The organism is Pelatocladus sp. (genome assembly GCF_059505505.1).
This window is the reverse complement of sequence record NZ_JCACKS010000258.1, coordinates 1-23,353: the sequence shown is the minus strand read 5'-3', so window position 1 is coordinate 23,353 and position 23,353 is coordinate 1. Positions and strand designations below refer to the sequence as shown.

Sequence of the window (23,353 nt, the reverse complement as noted above, 5' to 3'; positions counted from 1 at the left end):
GTCATTAGTTAAGTTTTGACTAATGATTATAACTAACTATTATTGAATTTATTTGGCAATATTTCCCATGAAAACCACCATTAAAACTTATATTACCACCAAACAAATAAAATTTTTCACCGCTTTGATATTAACTGGCATTTTGTCTGTGGGTAGCAATATTACATTATTAAAGAGTGCTACTGCTGCTCCCAGAAATATTTTGCCAGAAAAAGTAAATGAAATTTTAGACATAAATCATAAAAGTAACGGTTTACCTTTACCAGTAGCAAGGGCTGTACTGCAAGATGCATCGCGCACTCAGGGAGTTTTAGCTAGTAAATTGAAAATTGCTGAATATCATCAACAAACTTGGTCAGATGGTTGTTTAGGACTGGCTAAACCAGATGAACTTTGTACGCAAGCTTTGGTTCCGGGTTGGCGGTTAATCGTATCTAATGGGACTCAAAACTGGATTTATCACACTAATAGTAACGGGCGTTCTTTACGTTTAGCTAATCCTGCTAATTCTGTAAATAACCAATCAAAAAACTTACCCACTGCTGTGAAAAATGCTGTTTTGGGTGCTGCATCCCAACTTACAAAGTTGCCTACTTCTAAAATACGTATTGTTAACTTTAAACAAATTACCACAGATGGCTGTTTAGGTTTACCACGTCGTGATGAGGTTTGTATTGCGATCGCCCAGCAAGCTTGGGAAGTAAACTTGCAAGCAGGAAAACAACGTTTGGTTTATCGCGCTAATCGTGATGGTTCTCAAGTCAGACAAAATCAAAGTGCAAGTAGTAGCACTTTACCGAAATCTATATCTGATGCTATTTTGGCAGATGCAGAACAAGAGTTAGGAGTACCATTTTCTCGACTGCGGATAGTTGGATCACAACGGCGAGAATGGCCAGATCGTTGTCTAGGTATTAGCGAACCACTGATTTTATGTGCGCCAAGTATTGTACCTGGTTGGCGAGTAACTGTTAGCGATGGACAACAGCGTTTGGTTTACCGAGTTGGTGAACCAGATACGATTAGGCTAGATAAACAAGCTAGTAAAATTACTGGTAATAATAGTCTTAAACCTATACCAATTCCCACTAGCGAATTACCACCGCTTTTAGAAAGTGGGATAGTTTTTCGTCAAATTTCTAGTGGTGGTTTTGCTGGTAGAACCTACGAAACTATTTTATTGGATGATGGACTTTTGATTCGGACTCGCATGGGTGATGCTAATGATTCTGAACGTAGTGTTCACCGTGTTTCTTTACAGAAGTTACGACAGTTTCAGCAATTGCTAGAAAACAAAGGAGTCAACGAATTTCAGAATCTCAGTTATCCTGCGCCTGCTGGTGCGGCTGATTACATTATTTATACTCTGACTAATAATGATGGTACGGTTCAATACAACGATATTTCTCACAATCGCTTACCGCAGAATTTACAAATTGTAGTTGCAGCGTGGAATCAGCTCCTTAAAGAAGCGCAGGGGTAGGTCAGTTATCAGTTATTCAGGGATGAAAATACTGTTTGTCTATCGATTTTTAGATATATTTGAGGATATACTATTGCTAACCTAGAGTATAATTACTGATTGTAGTTGATACTTTTAAAGATCAATGAATAAGCAGGGTAGAAATTTACATCATACTTGGGTGCATTCTAGCAGTACTGCCAACATAAGCGTGGGACTACAACAACAGCAAGAACCAATGTTTTTGTATTTTGCTTACGGTTCTTGTATGTGTCCTGTTGATTTAAAGCGATCGCTTGGCGAAAATACCCACAGTTATGTAATTGGGCCTGCTATACTCAAAGGCTATCGACTGGGATTTTATCGCTATTCTGTATTTCGCAAGTGTGGTGTACTCGATGTGATTCAAGATCCAGCTAGCACTGTGCATGGTGTGCTTTATCAACTACCTTGGCGAATTAGCGATCGCTTGGATGAACGAGAAGAGGTTCCCCGTGGAGGTTATCGTCACGAATTTGTGGACATTCACTGTCAAAAACAGATTTACAGAAGTGTCCGTACTTACGTAGTCGTTGACAAGTTAGCAAAAGAACACGCACCTAATGACTGGTATTTCAACATTGTCCTCCGGGGTGCTGTTACTTGTGGATTACCAGAAGAATATTGCTGGAATTTGTTTAATCACATGTATCAATTGCAACAACAACCTCGAATAGCACAGTGATCTTTCCCTAACCACTGAACTAATCAAGAATGAGGTTCTCCCAGCAATACAATTGAGCAAGTCAACTCTTTAATCACCTGGCTTGTAACTTCGCTGACAGCTAATCCACCGGCGGTACGATAACGAGTTGATCGCAAAACTACCAAATCAAATGTTTTGGCTTCACGAATAATTATCCTAGCTACATTATCACCAGTAGTGGTTTGAATGTCAGTATTTACTTGTAATTTACTTTCAGAAGCTATACCAGACAGTTCGGACTTATACTTGTCAACTTGAATTGCGGGTGTTCTGCGATCGCTCACATGTAAGAGTACTACTTCTGCTTGATTTGCATCCGCTAAAATTTGGGCAAATCTGACAGCACCTATGGTTTGGCGTGACAAATCTCCCACTGGTACAAGAATACGCTGGATTGTAGTAGGACTATTCAACAATCTTGTCACGGCTACCGGACAGTGAGAAGACCAAAACACGCTATCGATCACATTACCAAACAAGCGGGCGCGAATGCCCATATTAGGCGACCAACCCATGACAACTAAACTGGCGTTTTGTTCGCGACTAGTACGACAAATTCCCAAAGCAATATCGTCATCAATCCGGATTGCTGGTGATACTTCCACATCAAATTCTTGGCTAATAGCTAAAACATCTTTTAAACGTTGCTGACTTTGATCAAGTGCTATTTTTAAGCGCGGGTCATCCATTTGCACATGACCTTTGGCGATCGCTAGTGGAATGATCTTCCCTGATTCGTGACGCGCTAATAGTGCAGCCATTTCGATCAAATAGCGCTGAGTTTGGGGATTATATAGGGGAACAACAACAGTGAATGGATATTGGGTTTGTTCATCCAAATCCACATCACAACTATCTCCTTGCCACCACGTAGATAGTTTATCTTTTGCCCAGTCAGTTTGGGAAACTGTTAGTCTAGTTGCAAATCGTGCTGTCGTTACTGGGCCAAGTATCGCAGTCACCAACATTAAGACAATGATGCTATTTAATAGACCCTCATTTATTAACCGTTCACCCGCAGGGTTAACTGTTTCATAAGCAACTAAAGCTGCTGCTAGTGTAGCTGCTACTTGTGGTAGTGACAATGACCACATCGTCAGCATTTCTGGTATGTTATAGCGATATAATAATTTGGCTAGAAATGCAGCTATGAATTTACTACCAATCAACGCCACTACAATTGCCGCAGCTAACCAAACTGAACTAAGGGTTTTGATAAAGGCAGGAATATCAATTAATAATCCCATGTCTACAAAAAAACAAGGGATAAACAAAACACTACCCACAAACTCAACTTTTTCTTTAACAGGGCTACGTCCTAAAACATCATTGACAGCTAAACCTGCTAGGAATGCACCAACAATTTTTTCAACACCAATTACTTGCGCTCCAACAGATGCTATAAATAATGCCAACAAAATAAATAAAAACTGATTACCTTGTTCATCCCCGGAACGTCGAAAAAATTCTTTTCCTGCCCAATCGAAACCGAATAAAACAACAGCAGAGTAAATAGCTAATCCCCCTAAAAGGGTAATTAAACTCAAGGCTGTAAATTCTCCACCATGAATGCCAACACAAATTGCCAGCACTAACAAAGCACCTGTATCAGTGAAAATTGTCGCGCCAATTGTGACTGTCACAGCTTCATTTGTCACTACACCTAAGCGACTGACAATTGGATATGCCAACAAAGTATGGGAAGCAAGTAAAGAACCGATTAAAACAGAAGCATTCCAACTAAAATTAAACAACCTGCCAACAACAATCCCAGCAATTAATGGTGCTAAGAATGTTAAAAAACCAAATCCAATTGAGCGATTTCTAGTTTTACGAAACTGATCAAGATCAATTTCTAAACCTGCCACAAACATTAAGTAAACTTTACCAATGTCCGATAGTAACTTGATTGTTTCAGATTCTGAGTTCAGTAATTTGAGTCCATTCTCACCAAGTAATACACCTGCTATTAACAAACCTACCAATCCGGGTAGCCGTAGCTTTTCAAAAATGGGTGGTACGGTGAAAATGACTAATAGCAGGATTGTGAATGCAATAATTGGACTTTGTAATAGCAAATTGTTACCCTCTAAAGATTTTAAGAGTTTAATATTTTATATACAGCAATCCTAAATAGGTTGTGAAAATTGAGAGACGAGATCACCGACTTCTTCGAGAAGTTGGTGATCTCGTTGTTCACGATTTAAGAATACTATATATCACTAAATGCGAATCATAGACCATTTTACTAATTAATTCAATTAACTTTAAGTGAGTCTGTGGGAAGAAATAAAAGTATAGTAATTCGATTTTATTTATGAACTTACGAGTGAAGGGAGATCATAGAGAACGGTGAACAAAAAACTAATTCTCTGGTAGTACAATAATTAAACTTTTAGCCTCAATAATAGACAAAATTAACTAATACTTTATTCAGATAAACATGGAAGAATTAAATAATAGATAATAACTAGTCAATATATACAATCAATCTTGATTCGTAAATCTATCGCAAGTTCTAAAAAAGCCTAACTAAGGATAGATGTATTTTTTGAATAAAGAAATAGATACTTGCGATGGAAAGAAGCGTACAATCAAATAATTAACTTTTTCAAACCTGCGTTTCTTGAAAATCTAGTTATCACTCTAATTAATTTATCAACTTACTATGGTAGCAAATCCTCCTTCTCAAACTTCAGATGCTCAATACAAAGTCGAAAACCCAGCAGCAGAAGTCGAAGCAATTGTCCAAACACCACCATCAGAGACAGAAATTGACTTGGAATTTCTCTACACCAGAGATATTGAATTTCGCCAAGAAACACTTTATTTTATTGTAGTTGACCGCTTTTATGATGGTGATCCTGACAATAGCGAAGGGATAAATGCTGAACTTCATGATCCCAATCGTCAAGAATGGGGTAAGTACTGGGGTGGAGATTTGCAAGGGGTGATTGACAAACTCGATTATCTCAAGAATTTAGGAGTCACTGCTGTTTGGTTAACTCCCTTATTTGAACAAGTAGAAGAATTATTTATTGAAAGTGCTGCTATTCATGGCTATTGGACAAAAGATTTTAAACGGATTAATCCCCGCTACATTGCTGCTGATGATGATCCTTCTCTCAACAAAACTCAAGATCAGAAAAACACTGTTTTCGATCGCCTGATTGCAGAATTGCATAAACGCAATATGAAACTAGTGTTGGATATTGTCTGCAATCATAGTAGCCCAGACACTGGTGGTAGTAAGGGCGAATTATATGATGATGGAGTAAAAATTGCCGATTTTAATGATGACCAAGACCATTGGTATCACCATTACGGTGAAGTTACCAATTGGGAAGACGATTGGCAAGTCCAAAATTGCGAATTATCAGGACTAGCAACTTTTAACGAAAACAATATTCAGTACCGCAACTATATTAAGTCTGCAATTAAACAGTGGTTGGATCGGGGTGTGGATGCGTTGCGAGTAGATACTGTTAAACATATGCCAATCTGGTTTTGGCAAGAGTTTAATGGTGAGATGTACAATCACAAACCAGATGTGTTTATTTTTGGCGAATGGATTTACAGCAATCCGAATGACGATCGCGCTGTAGAATTCGTCAACAACTCTGGGATGAGTATCCTCGATTTTGGCTTGTGTATGGCAATTCGCCAAAGTCTAGCCAAGTATGATGAACAAGGCTTTTACTTAGTTCAGAACGTACTAGATTTAGACGATCGCTATAACGGTGCAACCGAACTCATCACTTTTATCGACAACCATGATATGCATCGTTTCCAAACTATCAACCCTGATCCCGAAATCTTGCGGTTGGCGGTGATTTTATTGATGACTACTCGTGGTATTCCTTGCTTATTTTATGGTACAGAACAATACCTGCATAATGATACTAACGGTGATGATAATATCTACGGTAACAACGATCCCTACAATCGTTCGATGATGGAATCGTGGGATACTGATACCCCCATCTATCGAGATGTCCGCAAACTTTCGGGACTACGCCGTCTCAATCCAGCAATATCAATGGGTAGTCAATGGCAAAAATATATCACACCAGATGTTTACTGCTATGTACGCCGCTATCGTGACTCTCGTTGTTTTGTCGCATTAAATAGAGGTGATGCTGTTACTGTAGAGGCAGTTGATACTGAATTACCAGATCGGGAACATACTTGTTTATTAACCGGACGCAAATTTGAAGTTCAAGATGGCAAGATTTATAATTTGGAACTTGCACCCAAAGAAGCGATCGCCATCAGTCATGTCGGTGAACGTGTCAAAGGCCAAACTATTGTCAGAGTACAACTCAATAGCGTATGCACTCAACCTGGAGAAACCATCGTGGTGACAGGAGATTGTCCCGAACTTGGTAACTGGGACATCGATAAAGCCTACCCCCTAGAATATATCAACTCCAATACCTGGTTTGCTGAAATTCCCTTTGATGAAAGTGCTGGTAAGCTAATCAGCTACAAATATGCCATGTGGCGCGAAGGAGGTTCTCCCCTACGGGAAAATCTACTTTCTCGACGCTGGGTTATTGCTAGTGAAGGTACTGTAAAATGGCGTGACACTTGGGCTTCGGGGCGAGAGTCTTAATCAGTTAACAGTTAACTGGTAACTGATCACTGATTCATCCCTACCAAAGATAGAGGAATAACTTGACATATGTACTCATAATGAGTACGCTTTAGTTAGCAAGTTTCCCAGGAGTAAACTTCTTATGTTGCCAAATAATGAAGGAAAAAGAGTTCCCAACACCACCTTTCGTCTGCGTCGCAATGATCAATGGGTGAATGTGACAACTGATGAATTATTTAAAGGTAAGACTGTTGTAGTTTTTTCTCTACCGGGGGCTTTTACACCCACTTGTTCATCAGCTCATGTTCCAGGCTACAATCAATTGGCGAAAACTTTCAAAGATTGTGGTGTAAATGACATTGTTTGTATGTCTGTCAATGATACCTTCGTGATGAATGAATGGGCAAAGGATCAGGAAGCAGAAAACTTAATTTTTATACCAGATGGTAATGGTGATTTTACAGAAGGCATGGGTATGCTAGTCGATAAATCAGACCTGGGATTTGGTAAACGATCTTGGCGCTATTCAATGTTAGTAAAAGATGGCGTTGTTGAAAAAATGTTCATCGAACCCGAAGAACCAGGTGATCCCTTCAAGGTATCAGATGCTGAGACGATGCTGAGATATATTAACCCAAGCGCAGTTAAACCGAAGTTGGTTTCTCTGTTTACAAAACCTGGTTGTCCCTACTGTGCGCGTGCCAAAGAAATGCTCAAGCAAAATGGTTTAGACTATGAAGAAATTGTTTTGGGTAAAGATGCTACGACTCATTCCTTAAAAGCGATCGCAGGTGCAACAACTGTTCCCCAAGTGTTTATTGATGGTCAATACATCGGTGGTTCTGAAGCTTTAGCAACTTATTTAGGCGCGACTAAATAAAAGATAATATTTGTTGAGACAAAGGCAAATCTTAGGTCTATTTCATTCTCATTCAGTCCGCCTCAGAATTTATTCTGAGGCTAATAACAAAAGTCGGTTTAACCCTACTGTTTTGTGGTGTTCGAGTCCGTTTTTACGGACTTAAACTATTAGCTGTGAACTTTAATTCAAGATTTTTAGTAAAAAAATTGACCTGTAGAGACGCGTCATGGCGCGTCTCTACAAAGGATTATGGTCTTATCTGAACCGTATTGGTTTATTTCTAGAATGAAATAGCCCTGTAACTGAGAGTATCCCAAATGTTCAAAAAACCTGCCTGTGATTGAAATCGCAGTTTTATACCTGCTATTTGCTGTATAAATGAATAATTATAAATAAGTAGTCAGGCTAATATTACTTTCCTGACATCTTGAGCTATTTTATACCAATCAAAATTAGCAGTAACATACTGACGGCACGCTTCTCTTGAAGGAGTTGGTATTTTCCCCGTTAGTACTTGTTCTAATTTTTCTGCAATGGCTGCAACTTCTACACCAGAAGTAATTAATTGTGGTGAAAATTGCTCTAAAATTTCTGGCATTCCACCTACTGGAGTACATACAACGGGAGTACCACAGGCTAGAGATTCTACGATTGCTAACCCAAATCCTTCAAAACACTGACTAGGCATAATACTAACATCAGCAGCTTGATAAGCTATAGGTAAATCCTCATCAGGTAGAAATCCTAAAAATTTCACATGTTCGTTGAGTCCTAATTCGGTTGCTTGTTGTTGTAGTGCTGCTTGAACTGGGCCGCGACCGGCGATCGCTAACCAAAAATCTGGTAGTCTTGGTTTAATAATTGCCAGAGCTTCTAGTAATTTGTCGATTCCAACTCGATGCACTAAGCGGCGACTACTAAAAATAATTGCTCTATCTTGTGGCCAGTCAAGTTTGGCGCGAGCCTCAGCACGTGATAAATTAGACTGAAACTGATCAGTATTTACTCCACCAGGAATAATGTAAATTTTTTCCCAAGGAATTTGATAGTGTTCGTGTAGTATTTGACCAAAAGCTTTACTCAAAACAATAAAGCGATCGCAGTGATCATAAGTTCTTTTTTCGATTAGTCGCTGCTTGAAAAAAACACTTAATCGCTGATGAACTACCTCATGCTCACTCTCCGACGCCCAAGGACCATGAAAGTTAAAAGTAATTGGTACTCCCTTGGGTAACAAATCTAATATGGGAAAGCTATACAAAGCAAAATGCAAATTTATTGCATCTGGTTTTCCCATTCTGGTTTTTTGGAAATTTTGGCGAATTGACCATAACCGTTTCCAAATCTGACCATCTGGTGAACCCAAATTATTTAACTTTATCGGTAGACTAAGTTGGGTGTCCGGTAAACCTACTCCACATAGTTCAATCTGATCTTGATTTTCTGCAAGTTTTTGAGTCAGTTCATATACATATCTTTCTAGTCCTCCGGGTGTTGTTGGAAACCAACCCACTCCCACACAAAGAATATATGCAGATGATCTATTGTTTATTTTGTTACCTGTCACGTCTATATCCCTAACCATGAACGGCTTGTATTTGTATCTAGTTTTACCAGCTTTTGAGCCACCTTATTTGAAAATAACAGGAAACTGATAGCTGTGGTATTTATATTTTTCGATAGAACACATCAATTAGCACTTTGTTGTTAAACAATTTTGGATTTTAGATTAATCTTCCTTGAAGTTGCGATCGCGTCTATAGATTTTGGATTGACATCACAGATAAATCTGCTTGCTCTGTACCCTCAAGAAATGATTCGTAAAAATCTTCTAACCATTAAACATTAAAATCTCTAAAATGTATTACTTAAATTTATCAAGTTCCTGATTACACTTTCAAGATATAAACTTTATATATCTCTAGAAAAAATATAATTTTAATGTATATAAATACTCCTCCTTGATTCCAAATCTTTAATTCTCGCAAAGTGAATATATTATGCTCACAGAGAAGCCAGTGGAGGTTTTACCTTGGTGTCAAGCATGTGACGTAAAACCCCGCATCCTTACACTAAACTACTATGTTTTTGCTTTTTAAACCTCTCTCTTAGGAGGGTAAAAACTTAAAGAAACAAAAAATACCTTCCCTTTCTATCAAACCATATATAATCCTGTCTCTAACATGAAAACAAAGTATATTTTTAAGTAATTAATAGCTGCTTAACTAAAATTTTTAACTGAAATAATACTTAATTAATAAACAAAGATGCATCTATTGTTATCCTAGATGTTGCTGAAATTAATATTTAGAAGAGATATATGGTATTCGTAAATCATTAGTGACAGACAAGAACCCCGACTTCGCAAAAGTTGTCGGAGTTCTCACGGATTGCGATCGCAAATAGAATTCTGACGATAAATTCTTAGCCAAAATTAAAATATAATGTGGATTTTGTAAATTTTTCATGAAATTAACCATATTTACTGAAAATTTGGTTAGTTTTATGAATGAAGATCGCGTTAATAACAAAAACAATAATTATGTGTAATCAAGTAGTTGTATAATATCAGCTCGAAATATATATGGTTGAGTGTTAGTATAATAAATTACTAAAATAATTAAGTGTAATTTATTTTTCTTGGTGTCTACCAGCAGGCTAGACACCAAGACACAAAGGTGAAAATCCCAACATTTAAGAAATGTTTTGAGAATTTTTACCCATCTTGAAAGGGCTGAATAAACGACCTCAAGTCTAAAGATATTTTCTTAACAAAAATCAAAATATAATTACTTGTATATTTAATCAATCATCCAAACATAGTAGTTTTTATTGAAAAATAATATACATATTACCGATGAAAAATAAATTTAAACGACAAATTAGTCAGCTATATTACCAACAACTCAGTAAAATAAAAGATTTAATTCTTAAACTCAATAACTTAATAATAAAAGGTAATTTCCGAGGTCAGAGGAGATTAAAGTTCTTATTTAGTTTCATTGCTGGATTTATAACTGTAACTTTAATTGCCATCTATTTGACCGGAAAAATGACATCTGGAACAAATATTGGCACAGCACCACCTACAATCAAAATCTACACCATACCTGAGAATAGTACTTATACACCTTCTACAAAAAATATATACATACCACCGATTACAGATACTTACACATCACCCGCAACAGATACTTTCACACCATCGGCTACAAACTCTTACACAATATCTGCGACAAATAGTTATAAAACATCTTGGATAGGTAACTCCTTTGGTGGTGGTGACAAATGGGTACAAATCCAAATAAGTGATATGTATGTGGCTCCTGATGGTACAGTCTACACCAATACAGATTGGGATGAAGCCGGAAGAGAAGTAGGAATTTACAAAAATGGAGACGTAATTGGTAAAGCTGATGACTTGCATGGCTGGGGAAGGATGGGAGGAGATGCGATCGCAGTTGATCAAAAGTATATGTATGTAGCGATGCAACAATCTCCCGAAGGAAAAGCAGGAGAAGATTACCCCCCCAAAGGTACAGATTGGTTTTGCATCAGACGCTATAACTTATCTGGAAAACCAGCACCTTTTCCCCAAGGACGCGGCTGGGATAAAAGCATGTTAATAGTTAGTACCAAAGATAAAGTCACAGGATTAGCAACTGATGGAAAACAGTTGTATGCAAGTAACAAAGCAGGCAATTTGGTTCATGTCTACAACAACGCTACGATGAAAGAAATACGTAGCTTTAAAGTAACTAATCCTAGCAAAATAGCTATTGACAAAAAAGGAAATCTGTGGGTAATTCGAGATAAAAACCAAATTGGTCATTATTCGCCAACCGGAAAGCAATTACCTGGTGCGATCGCAAGTATTGCCCAACCAAGTGCGATCGCAGTTGATAATAAAAACAGATTGTTAATTGCAGACAATGGCCCACGTCAGCAAGTATTAATATACGACATCACCAATAAACCCAAACAAGTAAGCACTTTTGGTACTCAAGGTGGCATTTATTCAGGTAATCGTGGCGAAATTGGAGATTTGAAATTTTACGGTTTGAGTGGAGTCGGTACAGATGCAGGCGGAAATATCTATGTTAGTAACGTTGGTTTCAATCGTTCCGGCGTAGACTTACGCAAACTCTCCCCATCTGGCAAATTACAGTGGCAATTACTAGGTTTACAATTTTTAGATACTGCTGATGCTGATGTCGGTACTGATGGCGCCAACGTCTTTACCAAAGACGAGCATTTCATTATGGATTACAGCAAAGGTAGTGGTAAAGAATGGCGATACAAAGGCTACACCTTAGATCGATTCCGCTATCCTAATGATGCCAGACTACACACCACACCCACAGCAGCCTTTGTCCGACGTCTGAAGGGAAAACGTTTGTTATATCTCTCTTCAGAAATGATGTCAGAACGCTTATTAACGTATCGTTTTGATGGAGAAATTGCCGTTCCCTGCGGTATATTTGGCAAAGGCAAAGAAGACTGGCTAGCCAACGAACCGACAAATAGTAGTTGGATATGGATTGATGCAAATGGCGACGGTTCACCTCAAGCCAACGAATATCAAGCTACGGGTGAAAAAGATGATTCTGTTTGGGGTTGGGAAATAGATAGCAAAGGAGATGTTTGGAAAGCAGCAGAAGACGGCTATATCAAACATTATCGCTTTGGTGGATTAAATGCTCATGGTTGCCCAGTTTACAGTACCAAAACTGTGCAAAAGACAACCATGCCCCAACCATTTAAAACTATTACCAGAATCAAATATTTTCCGGAACAGGATGCGATGTATTTAAGCGGTTATACAAGCGATCGCCCCAACATTGATGGTGATTGGGGATTGGTTGGCACAGAAATCATCCGCTACGATAATTGGAGCAAAGCCAAAAAAATACGCTGGCGCATAGCATTACCATACGAAGTTAAACGCGATCCCAAATTGCACATCAAAGCAATGGATGTAGCAGGTAATAAAGTATTTGCTGTCAGCAGTAAAACCCAAGATGTATTTGTCTACGACACCACCACAGGAAAACAAGTACAACAGTTGAAACCAGGCCCCGAAGTTTCAGGGGAAGGTGGGTGGGTTGACATACCCTTTGGAATTCGGGCTTTTCGTCGTTCCAATGGTGAGTATTTAGTGTTTGTGGAAGAGGATTTGAAAGCGAAAGTGATTATGTATCGCTTACCAGGATAGTTCAAGGACTCGCAAAGGGAGCATCCCAATTTTTTCAATATACCGCTAATAGCACAAGTCGTCTTCAGACGACTTCATAAAATCAAGTAGTCTGCTTAAAGCAGACTAGAGCTATGAGGCGGGTTTTTTGAACATTTGGGATGCTCCCAATAGCCCTCGTGCGATCGCTTTTAAAGCGATCGCATTACATCTGGCTTCTATATTCTTCTAACAACTGTGGAATATAATCGTACCCATCCACACCAATTACAGAAATAATTTTCGGGCGATTTTGCTGCAATGCGTTTTGGAAAGCTTCTACCCCAAGTTGAGCTTGTAATATTGCTAATAACTTCGCTACTTTTAGCCACTCCAGGGAAGCAATTTGGTTTAACAAATACATTCCTAAACAACCTGTGTAAATCGCTCTGGCAAAATTTGCTGAGTTATAATTTGCTTCACCTAAATTAGCTAAATTTAATCCTTGGAGATATAAATCACCAGATATTTGTGCTGTTTTAAAGCCTTCTTCTAAATTTTTAATAGCGTTTTGTGAATCTCCAATGACTAAATAAGCAATACCTAAACTACTTAAACACAAAGCTTTACTTTGCACATCACCTAATTGTTCTGATAGTTTTAAACCTTGCTGCAAATAGTTAATTGGCATTTCATAGGTTTCAGGTTCTATTTGCTCTTGTTGTTGAGCTTGCATGACTTCGCTGTAACCCAAGTTTACCAAAGCATAGGCTTCTCCTGTTTTATCCCCCGTTTGCCGACTCATGATTAATGCTCTTTGACTGTAATCTATTGCTTCTGCATATCTTTGCTCTTGCACATAAGTACGGCTCAGATGGTTGAGGTTAGCAATTTCACAGGGGCGATCGCCTGCATGACGAGCAATTTCTAAAGCCTGTTGATGAAAGTTAATTGAACTGTCATATTGTCCCAAAGCCCGTTGTGAGTAACCTAAAATTGTTAATACTCTGGCTTTTTCTTGTGTACCTTCGACTCTCCGCAATGGTTCATCGAGATAGTTCAAGGTATCGCGCAAGTAACTACCAGAAAAAGAAGCAAAGATGCCGCCATATAACGGAAAATACTGTGCCTGGGCAAAGCTTCGCAAAATTTGTAACATCACCTGCGAGGCTGCATTACTGTAGGTGATATTTTCACTAAAACCACTTGCCAGTTGACTCCAGATCACTGCAAAGGTCAAATATGTCGAAATAGAAAGCTTTGATCCGGCTTTCACATTGTAAGCTTGCTGGTCAAACCAGTGAACTAATCCTCGTTGTAAGTATTGGAAAATTATTGTAATTTCCACCCAATCTCTGAGGCTAATCTGACGTTGCTGTCTGGCAAAATCAATGGCAGATTCCTCTTTTGCAAAGGCGTGAAACAGTGCATGGGGTAACTCGCTTTGTACTTGTTTAGCCCAAGTAGCCCAAGGCCCACTTTCGCCTGGGATACCGCCAAAACCTAAAGATTGACGATTTTGTTCATACATCCAGCTAACTAAATGGTCTTGTAGTCGCTGCCAAGATGCAACACCACGGGTAATACCTTCTGAGATTTGCTGTAAATCAGAATCTGGTTGAGCAAATTGTTGTAAAGCTTTTGACAATTGCTGAAGCTGTTGTAGGTTGAGGCGATACTGACTATTTGGATCAGTGACACGTAAAAAAATAGCTAGTTGTTCTCCCGATGATGCTGTGGTAATTTCTTTAACTGCGGTTGCTGTGGTTTCTGTAGCTTTGTTTTGTTCTTCAACCCGTTGCCATTGAGTTTGGATTGTCTTTATCGCTCTCAAACTACGGGTAGCTTTAGCTTTTTTGAGTTCGTCCTTTTCATTGTCCACTTGCTGCTGAATGTGATTCAGGCGATCGCTCAACGCCAACTCAAAAATTTCCCCTGTCCCAGCCGTTACACCTTTGAGCAACATTTGATACACTTGCTCAACAGAACTGATCTTACCCTTGAGGGTGGTTTCAACAATTTCATCAACTAAAGCGAGGTAGCGATCGCGAAGAGACACAGAATCAGACACTTTCCCAACCAAGACACACTATGTCAATTCTAATTGTTGTCTGAACCTGAGTGCAGAATAATAGAAGACGTTAATTTGAACCATATTTAGATAAAAATATATGAAAACCTACGATTGGCTCGTGATTGGTGCAGGTATTACGGGTGCTGCACTAGCCTATGAACTAGTGAAAATCGGCTTTTCGGTGCTTTTGTTAGAACAAGATCCAACATTACGCAATGCCACTTATTATAGTTATGGTGGTTTAGCTTTTTGGTCTGCTACAACTCCCCTGATGCGTCAATTGTGTGATCAGGGAATAGCGCGTCATCGCATTCTTAGCACAGAGTTAGATGCTGATACTGAATTTCGGGAGTTAGATTTATTGTTGACGATCGCAACCGACACTGATCCAAAAGTTGCTGCGGCGTCATATGCTAATTTTGCCATTCCTCCCAAGTTACTTAGTGTTGACGAAGCTTTGGAGATGGAACCTTTATTAAATAAACAAGCGATCGCAGGTGCTTTAACTGTCAAACACGGTCATATTAACCCCGAAAAAACAGCACAAGCTTATATTGAAGCATTTCTGCGGGCTGGGGGTGAAATGGAAATTACCCAAGTACAGAATTTCACCTCAAATCATTCTTCGCAAACCATAAAAACAACTACAAAAACTTATCACAGTGCTAAGATTGTCGTCTGCGCTGGCGGATTCTCTCGACAATTGCTCAAAGCATCTGGTATTCCTATAAAGTTGTATTTCACCCATGCGGAGATGATCCAAACTCCACCAGTAGAACTGCAATTACGTACCTTAATAATGTCGGCTAATCTTCAACGCTTTCAATTAGAAGCAGAATCTACCAAAGTCGATGAATTATGGAATCAACCGGGACATGAAATATTAGCACCAATTTTAGATGCGGGTGCAATTCAGTTTCAAAATGGGAGTATGCGCTTAGGTCAAATTAGCCGTGTCCTTAGCGATCCCGACGTTGAGATAGATAAAAAAACAAGTGAAAGCTGGCTGAGGCGAAGTATAGGAGAAATATTGCCAGCATTATCTAATCTACCAGGAACCTGGCATCATTGTTTAGTAGCATTTAGTGGTGATCGCCTTCCTATAATCGGTTCTATTCCTGGATGTAATGGAGTTTATCTATTTTCTGGATTTAGCAATCCTCTAGCGATCGTAACGCCTTTAGCCCAACGCTTTGCTAATTATTTAACTGGTAAAGAAGATAAAATTATTTCTCAATTATCCCCTGCTCGCTTTCAATCTCCGATGTAGCCAAAAGTTCTGTTGCTTCTTTGAAAAGCTCATTTTGTTCTTTTTGAATTTCAGCTAGTCGTTGAGAAATTTCTTCTAATCTTTGTTGCTTTTCTAAGTGAATAATTGGATAATTTTTTGATGGTAATATAGGTAAATAATTATCATGTATATGAGAATTATCTAGTTTTTTTATTGCTAAATTACTAATTTGAGTAATTGACGAAAAACTAAATTTAATAATAGCTAATATCAACTTCAAAGGAACTTGTAATATTGATTTACTAACTGATTCAATCAAGTGACCTATTGCTTGAATAATACTTCCAATTATAGCTAGAATAACCAACAAAATGATAAAACTAAGAATTGGGTGATTAGTTGCCCAAACAAGAATTTGTGCTAATTGAAAAATAGAACGATTTTGATTCAGCAAATCATTCATAAAATTCTTTTTTATACTTATCTGGTTATAAAGATTGAAATCTAACTCTTAATCCATCTTTCGGGTGAATGGTGGGAATTCGTACGTTATCTAAACTTTGATTGGGCAAAATTTCCCATTTATAACTACGCAATAGGTGTGCAGCTATAATTTTCATTTCCATCTTGGCAAATGCTATGCCAACACAGATGCGCGGGCCACCACCAAAACCGATTAAACTAAAGGGGCGTTGTTTTTGTTCTTGCCGTTGCGAGCTAAAACGATCTGGATCAAAACGCTCTGGTTGAGGATAAATTTCTGATATCCGGTGAGTTTCTGGAATTGCGTAGATCAGTTTCCAACCAGCAGGTACAGAAAATCCTTTAAATTCAAATTCTTTGATCACACCGCGAAAACCTCCTCCTACAGAAGGATGCAATCTTTCAATTTCTAGCAATATCTGCTCTAAATAAGGCATTTGTCCTAGTTGTTCTAAAGTTAAGGCACCATCACCAACAAATTGTTGTTGTTCATCTCTAGCACGTTGCATTACCTCTGGGTGAAGAGCTAACTCTAAACATAGCCAAGTTAGCATTGTAGTTGTAGTCTCATGTCCAGCAAAAAGTAGTAGAACTGCTTGGGCAATTAGTTCTTTTTCACTGAGAGTGTTACCTTCTTCATCTCTAGCTTGTATTAGAAGACTTAAGGCGTCTTTTGTAGGATTTTTTTGACGTTCTTTAACAACTTGAGTTAAATGTTCTAATATTTGATTACGAGCTGCGATCGCTTTGCCAAATTGAGTGAATGGCAAGGTTAGTGGATTAATAGCAAATAGTCCGTTTGTTAATGTTGTAAACAATTTGCTGAGACGCTCAGACTCAGCGTCTGTTTGAGTACCTAGTAATAGTTCACTAGCAATACTAAATGTCAACTGTTTGAATTCTTGAAACCAAGTAAATTTCTGTTTTCTTTCCCATTTTTGCAAATAAGTAAGTGTGATATTTTCCATGGTGTTGAGATAATTTGCCAGTGCTGGCCCATGCATTGCAGGCATAATTAAACGGCGCTTTAGGCGATGTTCTTCTCCATCCATGAGAAATAGTGATTCGCCCAGCAAGACTTTAAAATTATTTGGCCATCCCTCACGCCAAGAAAAATGATCCATATGGCTAGAAAGAACAAATTCTGCTGCTTCTGGTCCCACCATTACCACAGTCGGTTTGCCTAAAATGTGACTTTTAAAAATAGACCCGTAGCGTTTGTAGCGCTTCGTGATAAAATCAGGATCAACAACGAATGGTAATGTTTCACCTAATACAGGTACACCGAAGCTTCCAGGTGGCATTTGCTTGTTTATCATGTGTAAATGTAGATAATTTCAGATAATAACTGGCAGCAATAAGTAAAATTTGATTGAGTTATAAATTAGTGTAGCGTAGCAAAAGTAGGGACGTACAGCCGTACGCTCTTATGGATGTATTTGTATCATCAAAAAGTAAAGCACCATAACATGCGATCGCAACAAGTCATTGATAGAGTGGTAAATAGAGGCTTGATAATGGATGGGTAAAAATGATGACGCTGCAAGAATTCAAGCAATTAATCGAAAAACAGCAAAAATGTCCTGATTCACTACCGAAAGCTCTCCAAGCATTGTGGTTTGACTATAAAGGTAATTGGGATAGAGCGCATGAAATAGTTCAAAATGCCAATGATCTTGATAGTGCTTGGGTTCATGCATACCTACACAGAAAAGAGGGTGATGTGAGCAATGCACGTTACTGGTACAGACGTAGTGAGAAGCCAGAATTTCACGCAGGACTAGACCAAGAATGGGATCAAATAGTTTCTGCTTTGCTGATAAAGGTGAAAGAATTATGGATGCCGATGAACTAATACGACGTTACGCTGCTGGAGAGAGGGATTTTACTGCTGTCAATTTAGCAGGAGCTAAGTTGATTGGAGCATATTTGGTTGGCATCAATTTGTATGCAGCAGACCTGAGTGGTGCTAACTTGGCTAAAGCTAAACTATGGAGTTCTAATTTAGGTGGAACAAACCTAGCCAAAGCCAATTTAACCAGAGCTAACCTCAGTTGTGCAAAGTTGATAGAAGCGAATCTGCGTGGAGCTAAACTACACTATACCAAGCTGTTTGCAGCAAATTTAACAGGAGCTTGCTACGACGACAGCACCCGATTTTCTTATGGCTTTGATCCACAAAGTAGAAATATGCGAAAAATCTGACAATTTGTACAAACTACCTCTTACGGATGAGGGATTACTTCTCAGCAGAGATTAACTTTTGTAAATATACTAGGTTATTTCGCTCGATTTTGGGAAAAAGCCATGAAAGCAAGCAAAGGCATTTTACAAAAAGCTTTGTTAAGTGTAGTTGGTGTAGGTAGTCTCTTAGCCTTGTCTGCCTGTGGTCAACCGAATGCAGAAAACACGACTCCGACCGTTGGAGAAGCACCTACAGAAAATACCTCACCTGTTGCAGAAGTGACTCCAACAACTACTGCACCTGCAACAGCAACCCCTGGTGGTACAACCGGAAACCAAAATTTTGCAGAACTTACTCAAACAGCAGCTAGCCAAGGGTCTTTTACGACTTTAACAAAAGCATATAAAGCCGCAGGTTTAGAAGATCAATTGACTGCACAAGGCCCTTACACAGTTTTTGCACCGACTGATGATGCTTTTAAGGCTTTACCAGCAGGTACTGTAGAAAACCTCCTCAAGCCAGAAAACAAACAACAGTTAGTGAAGCTTCTTAGCTACCACGTCATACCCGGACAAGTAACCTCTAGTCAATTGACATCTGGAGATGTAAAAACAGTAGAGGGTACTCCTGTGACAATTGATGTGAATAGTACTGCTAAAACAGTGTCCGTCAACGGTGCTAAAGTTACTCAAGCCGACATCTTAGCTAGCAATGGCGTTGTTCACGTAGTTGACAAGGTAATTCTCCCTCCTGATTTTAAAGTAAGTCCTACTTCTAGTCCCACACCATAGTAGTAGGTAAAGTTTCAATAGGTTTGTAGTAAGGACTTTAGTCCTTAAATATGCAAGCACTCAAGTGCTTACTACAAACCAAGCAAAAAACCGGGGAACATAATTGCTACCCGGTTCTGTCTATTGAGTATGAGAATCCTCAGCTTAGGGACACATTAATACTGTGTCCCTATTTATTTACTTTGGCAAAATTACCGAGCAACAGTTTTCTTGATTGTCGCACTGAGTTCGCCTTTAGCATACTTAGCAGCAAACTCTTCCAAAGAAACCTGCTTGATCTTGCTAGCATTACCAGCAGTTTCAAATTGTTGGTAACGTTCTGCACACACTTTTTGCATGTACTTAATAGAAGGCTTGAGGAAGTGACGGGGGTCAAATTCCTTAGAATTAGCAGCCAAAGCTTCCCGAACAGCAGCAGTAATTGCCAAACGGTTGTCGGTATCGATATTTACCTTACGTACACCGCTCTTGATGCCTTTTTGAATTTCTTCTACAGGTACACCATAGGTTTCAGGAATTGTACCACCGTACTGGTTAATCAAAGCAATCAAATCTTCGGGTACAGAGGAGGAACCGTGCATTACCAAGTGGGTATTGGGTAAACGGCGGTGGATTTCTTCAATACGGCTGATTGCCAAAATTTCGCCTGTTGGCTTGCGGGTGAACTTGTAAGCACCGTGGCTAGTACCAATAGCAACAGCCAAAGCATCTACTTGGGTTTGCTCAACAAAGTCAACAGCTTGGTCAGGATCGGTTAACAGTTGGGAATGATCGAGTTTACCCTCGAAACCGTGACCGTCTTCAGCTTCACCCATACCAGTTTCTAGAGAACCCAAGCAACCGAGTTCGCCTTCAACGCTGACACCCAAAGCATGAGCTACTTCCACCACTTGACGGGTGACTTTGACGTTGTACTCGTAGCTAGCGGGGGTTTTAGCATCAGCTTCCAGGGAACCATCCATCATCACGCTGGTAAAGCCGTTCTTCATTGCTGAGTAGCAAGTGGCAGGTTCATTACCATGATCTTGGTGCATGGTAATAGGAATATGAGGGTAAGTTTCCACTGCTGCCAAAATCAAATGACGCAGGAAGTTTTCACCTGCATATTTCCGAGCGCCACGAGAAGCTTGCAAAATTACGGGGCTATCTGTTTCATGGGCAGCTTGCATAATAGCTTGAATCTGCTCCATGTTGTTCACGTTAAAAGCTGGAATACCGTAATTGTTTTCAGCCGCGTGATCCAGCAGCAGCCGCATTGGCACGAGCGCCATAGATAGTCCTCCTAATTGTGTTGTCAGCTAGTCGGTTTGGAATATTGCGTAAATATATATTACGCCAATCTTAAGAAATTATTGTGATCCTATAGGAAATTATAACTAGTGATGGGTGTCTATGCTGAAAAAGTTTGCACTATCTGTGGATAAATATCCTCTATAGTTGCTCAATGTTACTGTACAATCAGCTACCTGACGTTTTGGGGTTTTGGTAACACTGTATTCCAATTGATTCTTCTTACAAGAAAGGCAGAGGGTCGAGGGCAGAAGGCAGAAGGTTGGGAGTGTCAATTAAAACTTTAGTTCTGGGTCTAAAGCCCAGTCAAAATCAATAATTATACTGAGACTGCTTGCAGCGAGGTATAAAACATCCTTGTTTCAATCCCACTCTTTTAAGGGTGGGTTGCCTTCTGCCCTCTGCCTCCTGCCTTCTGAAACTCTTACACCCCTACACTCACTTTATCTATAAATATAGTTAAAGCTCCTTAGCCAAATAGACTTTAGGAGCTTTGATTTTTATTCACCGCGACGCCGTTTTACCTAAGTTTTTGACCTGGAGTAAACCAGGTGGGTACCGTGTCTTCCGTTTAAAGTTTCCGGGTGCAAGCCCGGTCTACTGCCACGAAAAATGCTTGGTTCCCTTACTTTTACAAGTCATAGATCACAAAACTTGTTGGCAGTCACCAACGTCGCAGTGCTATGAATCGATTATAGCTTTTAAAGATGATTTTGTATATGCCAAATTAGATTTTTTTGCTGGTTTAATGGGCGTACCAAATATTTTCTATAGTGCGGGCGATCGCCATCGCTTGATCTTGATTTTGATGATCTAACAAAACGGTGACGTGTCCTAACTTTCGCCCAGGATGAGATTCTGTTTTTCCGTACCAGTGAACGTAACTTTGAGGAATTTGTTTTATTTTTTGACGTTTAGTAATATAATTATTTTTCGATATTTCGTAGCCCAACAAATTTACCATAATAGCACATGGGCAAGTTAGTTTAGGATTGCCCAAAGGTAAGCCAGAAACTGCTCTTAAATGTTGCTCAAACTGGGAAGTTTCGCAGGCGTCAAGAGAAAAATGTCCCGAATTGTGAGTGCGGGGTGCTATCTCATTTACTAGCACTTTGTCATCTGCATTAAGGAATAATTCAATTCCAAAAACTCCCACTGCTTCCAGGCTGTTTAGGAGTGTATGGGACATATTCTCAATCTCTTTTTGCAGGTGCGATGGAATATCTGCTGGTGCAATCACTCGCCGACATACTTGTTCTTCTTGTTGAGTTTCTACAATCGGGTAAATCACTACTTCACCGTCCACAGAACGTGCTGCAATAATTGCCAGTTCTCGTTCAAACGGGATAAATTCTTCTAATATAAAAGTTGGATTATTTGCAGATTCTAATTTTGCCTGAAGAGTGTGGATATCTTTAATAATAAAAGTACCCTGACCATCATAACCGTGACGGCGAGCTTTTAAAACTATGGGAAAATTTAATTTACTTATAAGTGAAAAATTATGAAGATTTTCGTTTTGTATTCCTAACTCTTGACTTTCAACATCTAACTGTTTCTTTCCTGTTTTCAGGTCTTCTTTCCAATTTCCTTTTATATCAAAGAATTGAGGAACTGGTAAACCTAAATCGCGTAAATAACAGCGTTGGTAATATTTATCTAACAGGGGAACTAATGCTTGTAGCGGTGGGCGAAAACAGACCCCTTGTTCTGCTAGGACTGATAAAGCTTTAAGATTAACAAACTCGTTTTCAAAAGTAATGATATCGCATCTAGCTGCTAAAACTTCTGTAGCTGCGGCATCATCTACTGGAGCGAAAATAGTGTCGTTAGCGATCGCCACAGCAGGATCATTCGGGCTAGGGGTTTGTACCACCAATTCCACGCCTAACTTCTGTGCTGCACCGCCCATCATCCAGGCGAGTTGTCCGCCACCGATTACACCAATACGCACCATCTTACCCCAAACTATCACGAAAGTTTACCCTGTCTTAGGATCATAGCGCGATCAGAATCAGTTATCAGTTATCAGGTTCGCCCATTTTTTAAATAAGCTTTTGTAATGTGAGTGCTAAGATTAAAATGTGTGTGGAGTGGTCTTGAATGCCTACTAATAGCCAATTGAGAGGTCTATATCGCCTTAGTTATTGGTTAACCTATCTTATGCTTCAACCGATACATCTTACTATGTATAGATGATCGAACAAGTAATCTCTATGTTTTGGCTGGAAATACTGAAAATCTTGAATTCAAAATAACGCCGGATGGGGAGGTGTTGTGATGAGTCAGGTTAATTATGCTGCGATGTCTGATGCAGAATTAAGGCAATACTTTCTTCGACATCGTGAAGATAAAATGGCTATTAGAGCGTATTTAGATAGACTTAGTGAGCGCCCACGCAGAATTATTACAACCCACATTCCGCACTTCAAATTGAAGTACAAAGAGATTACATCATGA

19 protein-coding genes and 1 other RNA gene are annotated in these 23,353 nt (G+C 39.1%); 12 read left to right on the top strand and 8 right to left on the bottom strand.

Annotation, left to right across the window (positions count from 1 at the left end; genetic code table 11):
• Positions 1–67: 67 nt before the first annotated feature.
• Together AC5JMK_RS27085 and AC5JMK_RS27080 are read left to right on the top strand one after the other, a co-directional pair.
• Complete coding sequence (locus tag AC5JMK_RS27085) at positions 68–1,483, top strand: DUF8738 domain-containing protein (protein WP_096675890.1); 1,416 nt, start codon at positions 68–70, stop codon at positions 1,481–1,483.
• A 124-nt stretch (positions 1,484–1,607) separates the two neighbouring features.
• Positions 1,608–2,186 (top strand): gamma-glutamylcyclotransferase family protein, encoded by a 579-nt coding sequence (locus AC5JMK_RS27080; RefSeq protein WP_096675889.1) that lies wholly within the window; start codon positions 1,608–1,610, stop codon positions 2,184–2,186.
• Between the two features lie 23 nt (positions 2,187–2,209).
• Here the strand turns inward: AC5JMK_RS27080 and AC5JMK_RS27075 are convergent, their stop codons facing one another.
• Positions 2,210–4,285, bottom strand: a complete 2,076-nt coding sequence (locus tag AC5JMK_RS27075; RefSeq protein ID WP_096675888.1) for a cation:proton antiporter domain-containing protein — start codon at positions 4,283–4,285, stop codon at positions 2,210–2,212.
• Between the two features lie 590 nt (positions 4,286–4,875).
• Between AC5JMK_RS27075 and AC5JMK_RS27070 the strand changes: the two genes are divergently transcribed.
• Together AC5JMK_RS27070 and AC5JMK_RS27065 are read left to right on the top strand one after the other, a co-directional pair.
• Entirely contained in the window at positions 4,876–6,822 is a 1,947-nt protein-coding gene (locus AC5JMK_RS27070) for an alpha-amylase family glycosyl hydrolase (RefSeq protein ID WP_495911394.1), read from the top strand.
• A 124-nt stretch (positions 6,823–6,946) separates the two neighbouring features.
• Positions 6,947–7,684 (top strand): glutathione peroxidase, encoded by a 738-nt coding sequence (locus AC5JMK_RS27065; RefSeq protein WP_096675886.1) that lies wholly within the window; start codon positions 6,947–6,949, stop codon positions 7,682–7,684.
• Between the two features lie 382 nt (positions 7,685–8,066).
• On the opposite strand, the gene AC5JMK_RS27060 is transcribed toward AC5JMK_RS27065, so the two are convergent.
• The gene (locus AC5JMK_RS27060; RefSeq protein ID WP_495911393.1) at positions 8,067–9,251 is read right to left on the bottom strand and encodes a glycosyltransferase family 4 protein; all 1,185 of its coding nucleotides are present in this window, start codon (positions 9,249–9,251) and stop codon (positions 8,067–8,069) included.
• A gap of 1,272 nt (positions 9,252–10,523) precedes the next feature.
• Here AC5JMK_RS27060 and AC5JMK_RS27055 point away from each other — a divergent pair.
• Positions 10,524–12,881 (top strand): NHL repeat-containing protein, encoded by a 2,358-nt coding sequence (locus AC5JMK_RS27055; protein ID WP_495911392.1) that lies wholly within the window; start codon positions 10,524–10,526, stop codon positions 12,879–12,881.
• A gap of 184 nt (positions 12,882–13,065) precedes the next feature.
• Here the strand turns inward: AC5JMK_RS27055 and AC5JMK_RS27050 are convergent, their stop codons facing one another.
• Positions 13,066–14,910 carry a tetratricopeptide repeat protein gene (locus AC5JMK_RS27050; protein ID WP_495911391.1) on the bottom strand — a complete coding sequence of 615 codons (1,845 nt, stop codon included), beginning with the start codon at positions 14,908–14,910 and terminating at the stop codon, positions 13,066–13,068.
• A 100-nt stretch (positions 14,911–15,010) separates the two neighbouring features.
• Here AC5JMK_RS27050 and AC5JMK_RS27045 point away from each other — a divergent pair, with 100 nt between their 5' ends.
• Positions 15,011–16,183, top strand: a complete 1,173-nt coding sequence (locus tag AC5JMK_RS27045; protein WP_096675882.1) for an NAD(P)/FAD-dependent oxidoreductase — start codon at positions 15,011–15,013, stop codon at positions 16,181–16,183.
• On the opposite strand, the gene AC5JMK_RS27040 is transcribed toward AC5JMK_RS27045, so the two are convergent.
• Both AC5JMK_RS27040 and AC5JMK_RS27035 read right to left on the bottom strand, forming a co-directional pair.
• Positions 16,140–16,607, bottom strand: a complete 468-nt coding sequence (locus AC5JMK_RS27040; protein WP_096675881.1) for a hypothetical protein — start codon at positions 16,605–16,607, stop codon at positions 16,140–16,142. The two genes, AC5JMK_RS27045 and AC5JMK_RS27040, sit on opposite strands and share 44 nt — an antisense overlap.
• Positions 16,608–16,632: 25 nt before the next feature.
• Complete coding sequence (locus tag AC5JMK_RS27035) at positions 16,633–17,946, bottom strand: cytochrome P450 (protein ID WP_495911390.1); 1,314 nt, start codon at positions 17,944–17,946, stop codon at positions 16,633–16,635.
• 215 nt (positions 17,947–18,161) lie between these two features.
• On the opposite strand from AC5JMK_RS27035, the gene AC5JMK_RS27030 reads away from it, so the two are divergent.
• From AC5JMK_RS27030 to AC5JMK_RS27020, 3 genes are all read left to right on the top strand, one after another.
• The gene (locus AC5JMK_RS27030) at positions 18,162–18,482 is read left to right on the top strand and encodes a hypothetical protein (RefSeq protein ID WP_495911402.1); all 321 of its coding nucleotides are present in this window, start codon (positions 18,162–18,164) and stop codon (positions 18,480–18,482) included.
• Positions 18,464–18,832 carry a pentapeptide repeat-containing protein gene (locus AC5JMK_RS27025; RefSeq protein WP_096675878.1) on the top strand — a complete coding sequence of 123 codons (369 nt, stop codon included), beginning with the start codon at positions 18,464–18,466 and terminating at the stop codon, positions 18,830–18,832. Before AC5JMK_RS27030 ends, AC5JMK_RS27025 begins: the two co-directional genes overlap by 19 nt.
• A gap of 102 nt (positions 18,833–18,934) precedes the next feature.
• Positions 18,935–19,603: a fasciclin domain-containing protein gene (locus AC5JMK_RS27020; RefSeq protein ID WP_096675877.1), complete on the top strand. Its 669-nt coding sequence runs from the start codon at positions 18,935–18,937 to the stop codon at positions 19,601–19,603.
• 191 nt (positions 19,604–19,794) lie between these two features.
• On the opposite strand, the gene fba is transcribed toward AC5JMK_RS27020, so the two are convergent.
• The 3 genes from fba to AC5JMK_RS27005 form a co-directional block, all read right to left on the bottom strand.
• Positions 19,795–20,874: a class II fructose-bisphosphate aldolase gene (fba, locus tag AC5JMK_RS27015; protein ID WP_096675876.1), complete on the bottom strand. Its 1,080-nt coding sequence runs from the start codon at positions 20,872–20,874 to the stop codon at positions 19,795–19,797.
• 519 nt (positions 20,875–21,393) lie between these two features.
• Positions 21,394–21,578, bottom strand: a non-coding RNA gene (ssrS, locus tag AC5JMK_RS27010) — 6S RNA.
• Positions 21,579–21,638: 60 nt separating this feature from the next.
• Positions 21,639–22,850 (bottom strand): 5-(carboxyamino)imidazole ribonucleotide synthase, encoded by a 1,212-nt coding sequence (locus AC5JMK_RS27005; RefSeq protein WP_495911401.1) that lies wholly within the window; start codon positions 22,848–22,850, stop codon positions 21,639–21,641.
• A 146-nt stretch (positions 22,851–22,996) separates the two neighbouring features.
• Between AC5JMK_RS27005 and AC5JMK_RS27000 the strand changes: the two genes are divergently transcribed.
• The 3 genes from AC5JMK_RS27000 to AC5JMK_RS26990 are packed head-to-tail and all read left to right on the top strand — an operon-like array spanning position 22,997 to position 23,353.
• Entirely contained in the window at positions 22,997–23,092 is a 96-nt protein-coding gene (locus tag AC5JMK_RS27000) for a DUF6888 family protein (protein WP_495911389.1), read from the top strand.
• Positions 23,093–23,114: 22 nt separating this feature from the next.
• The gene (locus tag AC5JMK_RS26995) at positions 23,115–23,174 is read left to right on the top strand and encodes a hypothetical protein (protein ID WP_495911400.1); all 60 of its coding nucleotides are present in this window, start codon (positions 23,115–23,117) and stop codon (positions 23,172–23,174) included.
• The gene (locus AC5JMK_RS26990; protein WP_495911388.1) at positions 23,174–23,353 is read left to right on the top strand and encodes a DUF6887 family protein; all 180 of its coding nucleotides are present in this window, start codon (positions 23,174–23,176) and stop codon (positions 23,351–23,353) included. The genes AC5JMK_RS26995 and AC5JMK_RS26990 overlap by 1 nt, the downstream gene beginning before the upstream one ends.

Bases quoted from the DNA above. Each gene is read 5' to 3' on its own strand.
- AC5JMK_RS27045 (WP_096675882.1), top strand. From the start codon at position 15,011: ATGAAAACCTACGATTGGCTCGTGATTGGTGCAGGTATTACGGGTGCT.
- AC5JMK_RS27055 (WP_495911392.1), top strand. From the start codon at position 10,524: ATGAAAAATAAATTTAAACGACAAATTAGTCAGCTATATTACCAACAA.
- AC5JMK_RS27040 (WP_096675881.1), bottom strand. From the start codon at position 16,607: ATGAATGATTTGCTGAATCAAAATCGTTCTATTTTTCAATTAGCACAA.
- AC5JMK_RS27080 (WP_096675889.1), top strand. From the start codon at position 1,608: ATGAATAAGCAGGGTAGAAATTTACATCATACTTGGGTGCATTCTAGC.
- AC5JMK_RS27070 (WP_495911394.1), top strand. From the start codon at position 4,876: ATGGTAGCAAATCCTCCTTCTCAAACTTCAGATGCTCAATACAAAGTC.
- AC5JMK_RS27030 (WP_495911402.1), top strand. From the start codon at position 18,162: ATGACGCTGCAAGAATTCAAGCAATTAATCGAAAAACAGCAAAAATGT.
- AC5JMK_RS27085 (WP_096675890.1), top strand. From the start codon at position 68: ATGAAAACCACCATTAAAACTTATATTACCACCAAACAAATAAAATTT.
- AC5JMK_RS26990 (WP_495911388.1), top strand. From the start codon at position 23,174: ATGAGTCAGGTTAATTATGCTGCGATGTCTGATGCAGAATTAAGGCAA.
- AC5JMK_RS27000 (WP_495911389.1), top strand. From the start codon at position 22,997: ATGCCTACTAATAGCCAATTGAGAGGTCTATATCGCCTTAGTTATTGG.
- AC5JMK_RS27005 (WP_495911401.1), bottom strand. From the start codon at position 22,850: ATGGTGCGTATTGGTGTAATCGGTGGCGGACAACTCGCCTGGATGATG.
- fba (WP_096675876.1), bottom strand. From the start codon at position 20,874: ATGGCGCTCGTGCCAATGCGGCTGCTGCTGGATCACGCGGCTGAAAAC.
- AC5JMK_RS27060 (WP_495911393.1), bottom strand. From the start codon at position 9,251: ATGGTTAGGGATATAGACGTGACAGGTAACAAAATAAACAATAGATCA.
- AC5JMK_RS27025 (WP_096675878.1), top strand. From the start codon at position 18,464: ATGGATGCCGATGAACTAATACGACGTTACGCTGCTGGAGAGAGGGAT.
- AC5JMK_RS27035 (WP_495911390.1), bottom strand. From the start codon at position 17,946: ATGATAAACAAGCAAATGCCACCTGGAAGCTTCGGTGTACCTGTATTA.
- AC5JMK_RS27065 (WP_096675886.1), top strand. From the start codon at position 6,947: ATGTTGCCAAATAATGAAGGAAAAAGAGTTCCCAACACCACCTTTCGT.
- AC5JMK_RS27020 (WP_096675877.1), top strand. From the start codon at position 18,935: ATGAAAGCAAGCAAAGGCATTTTACAAAAAGCTTTGTTAAGTGTAGTT.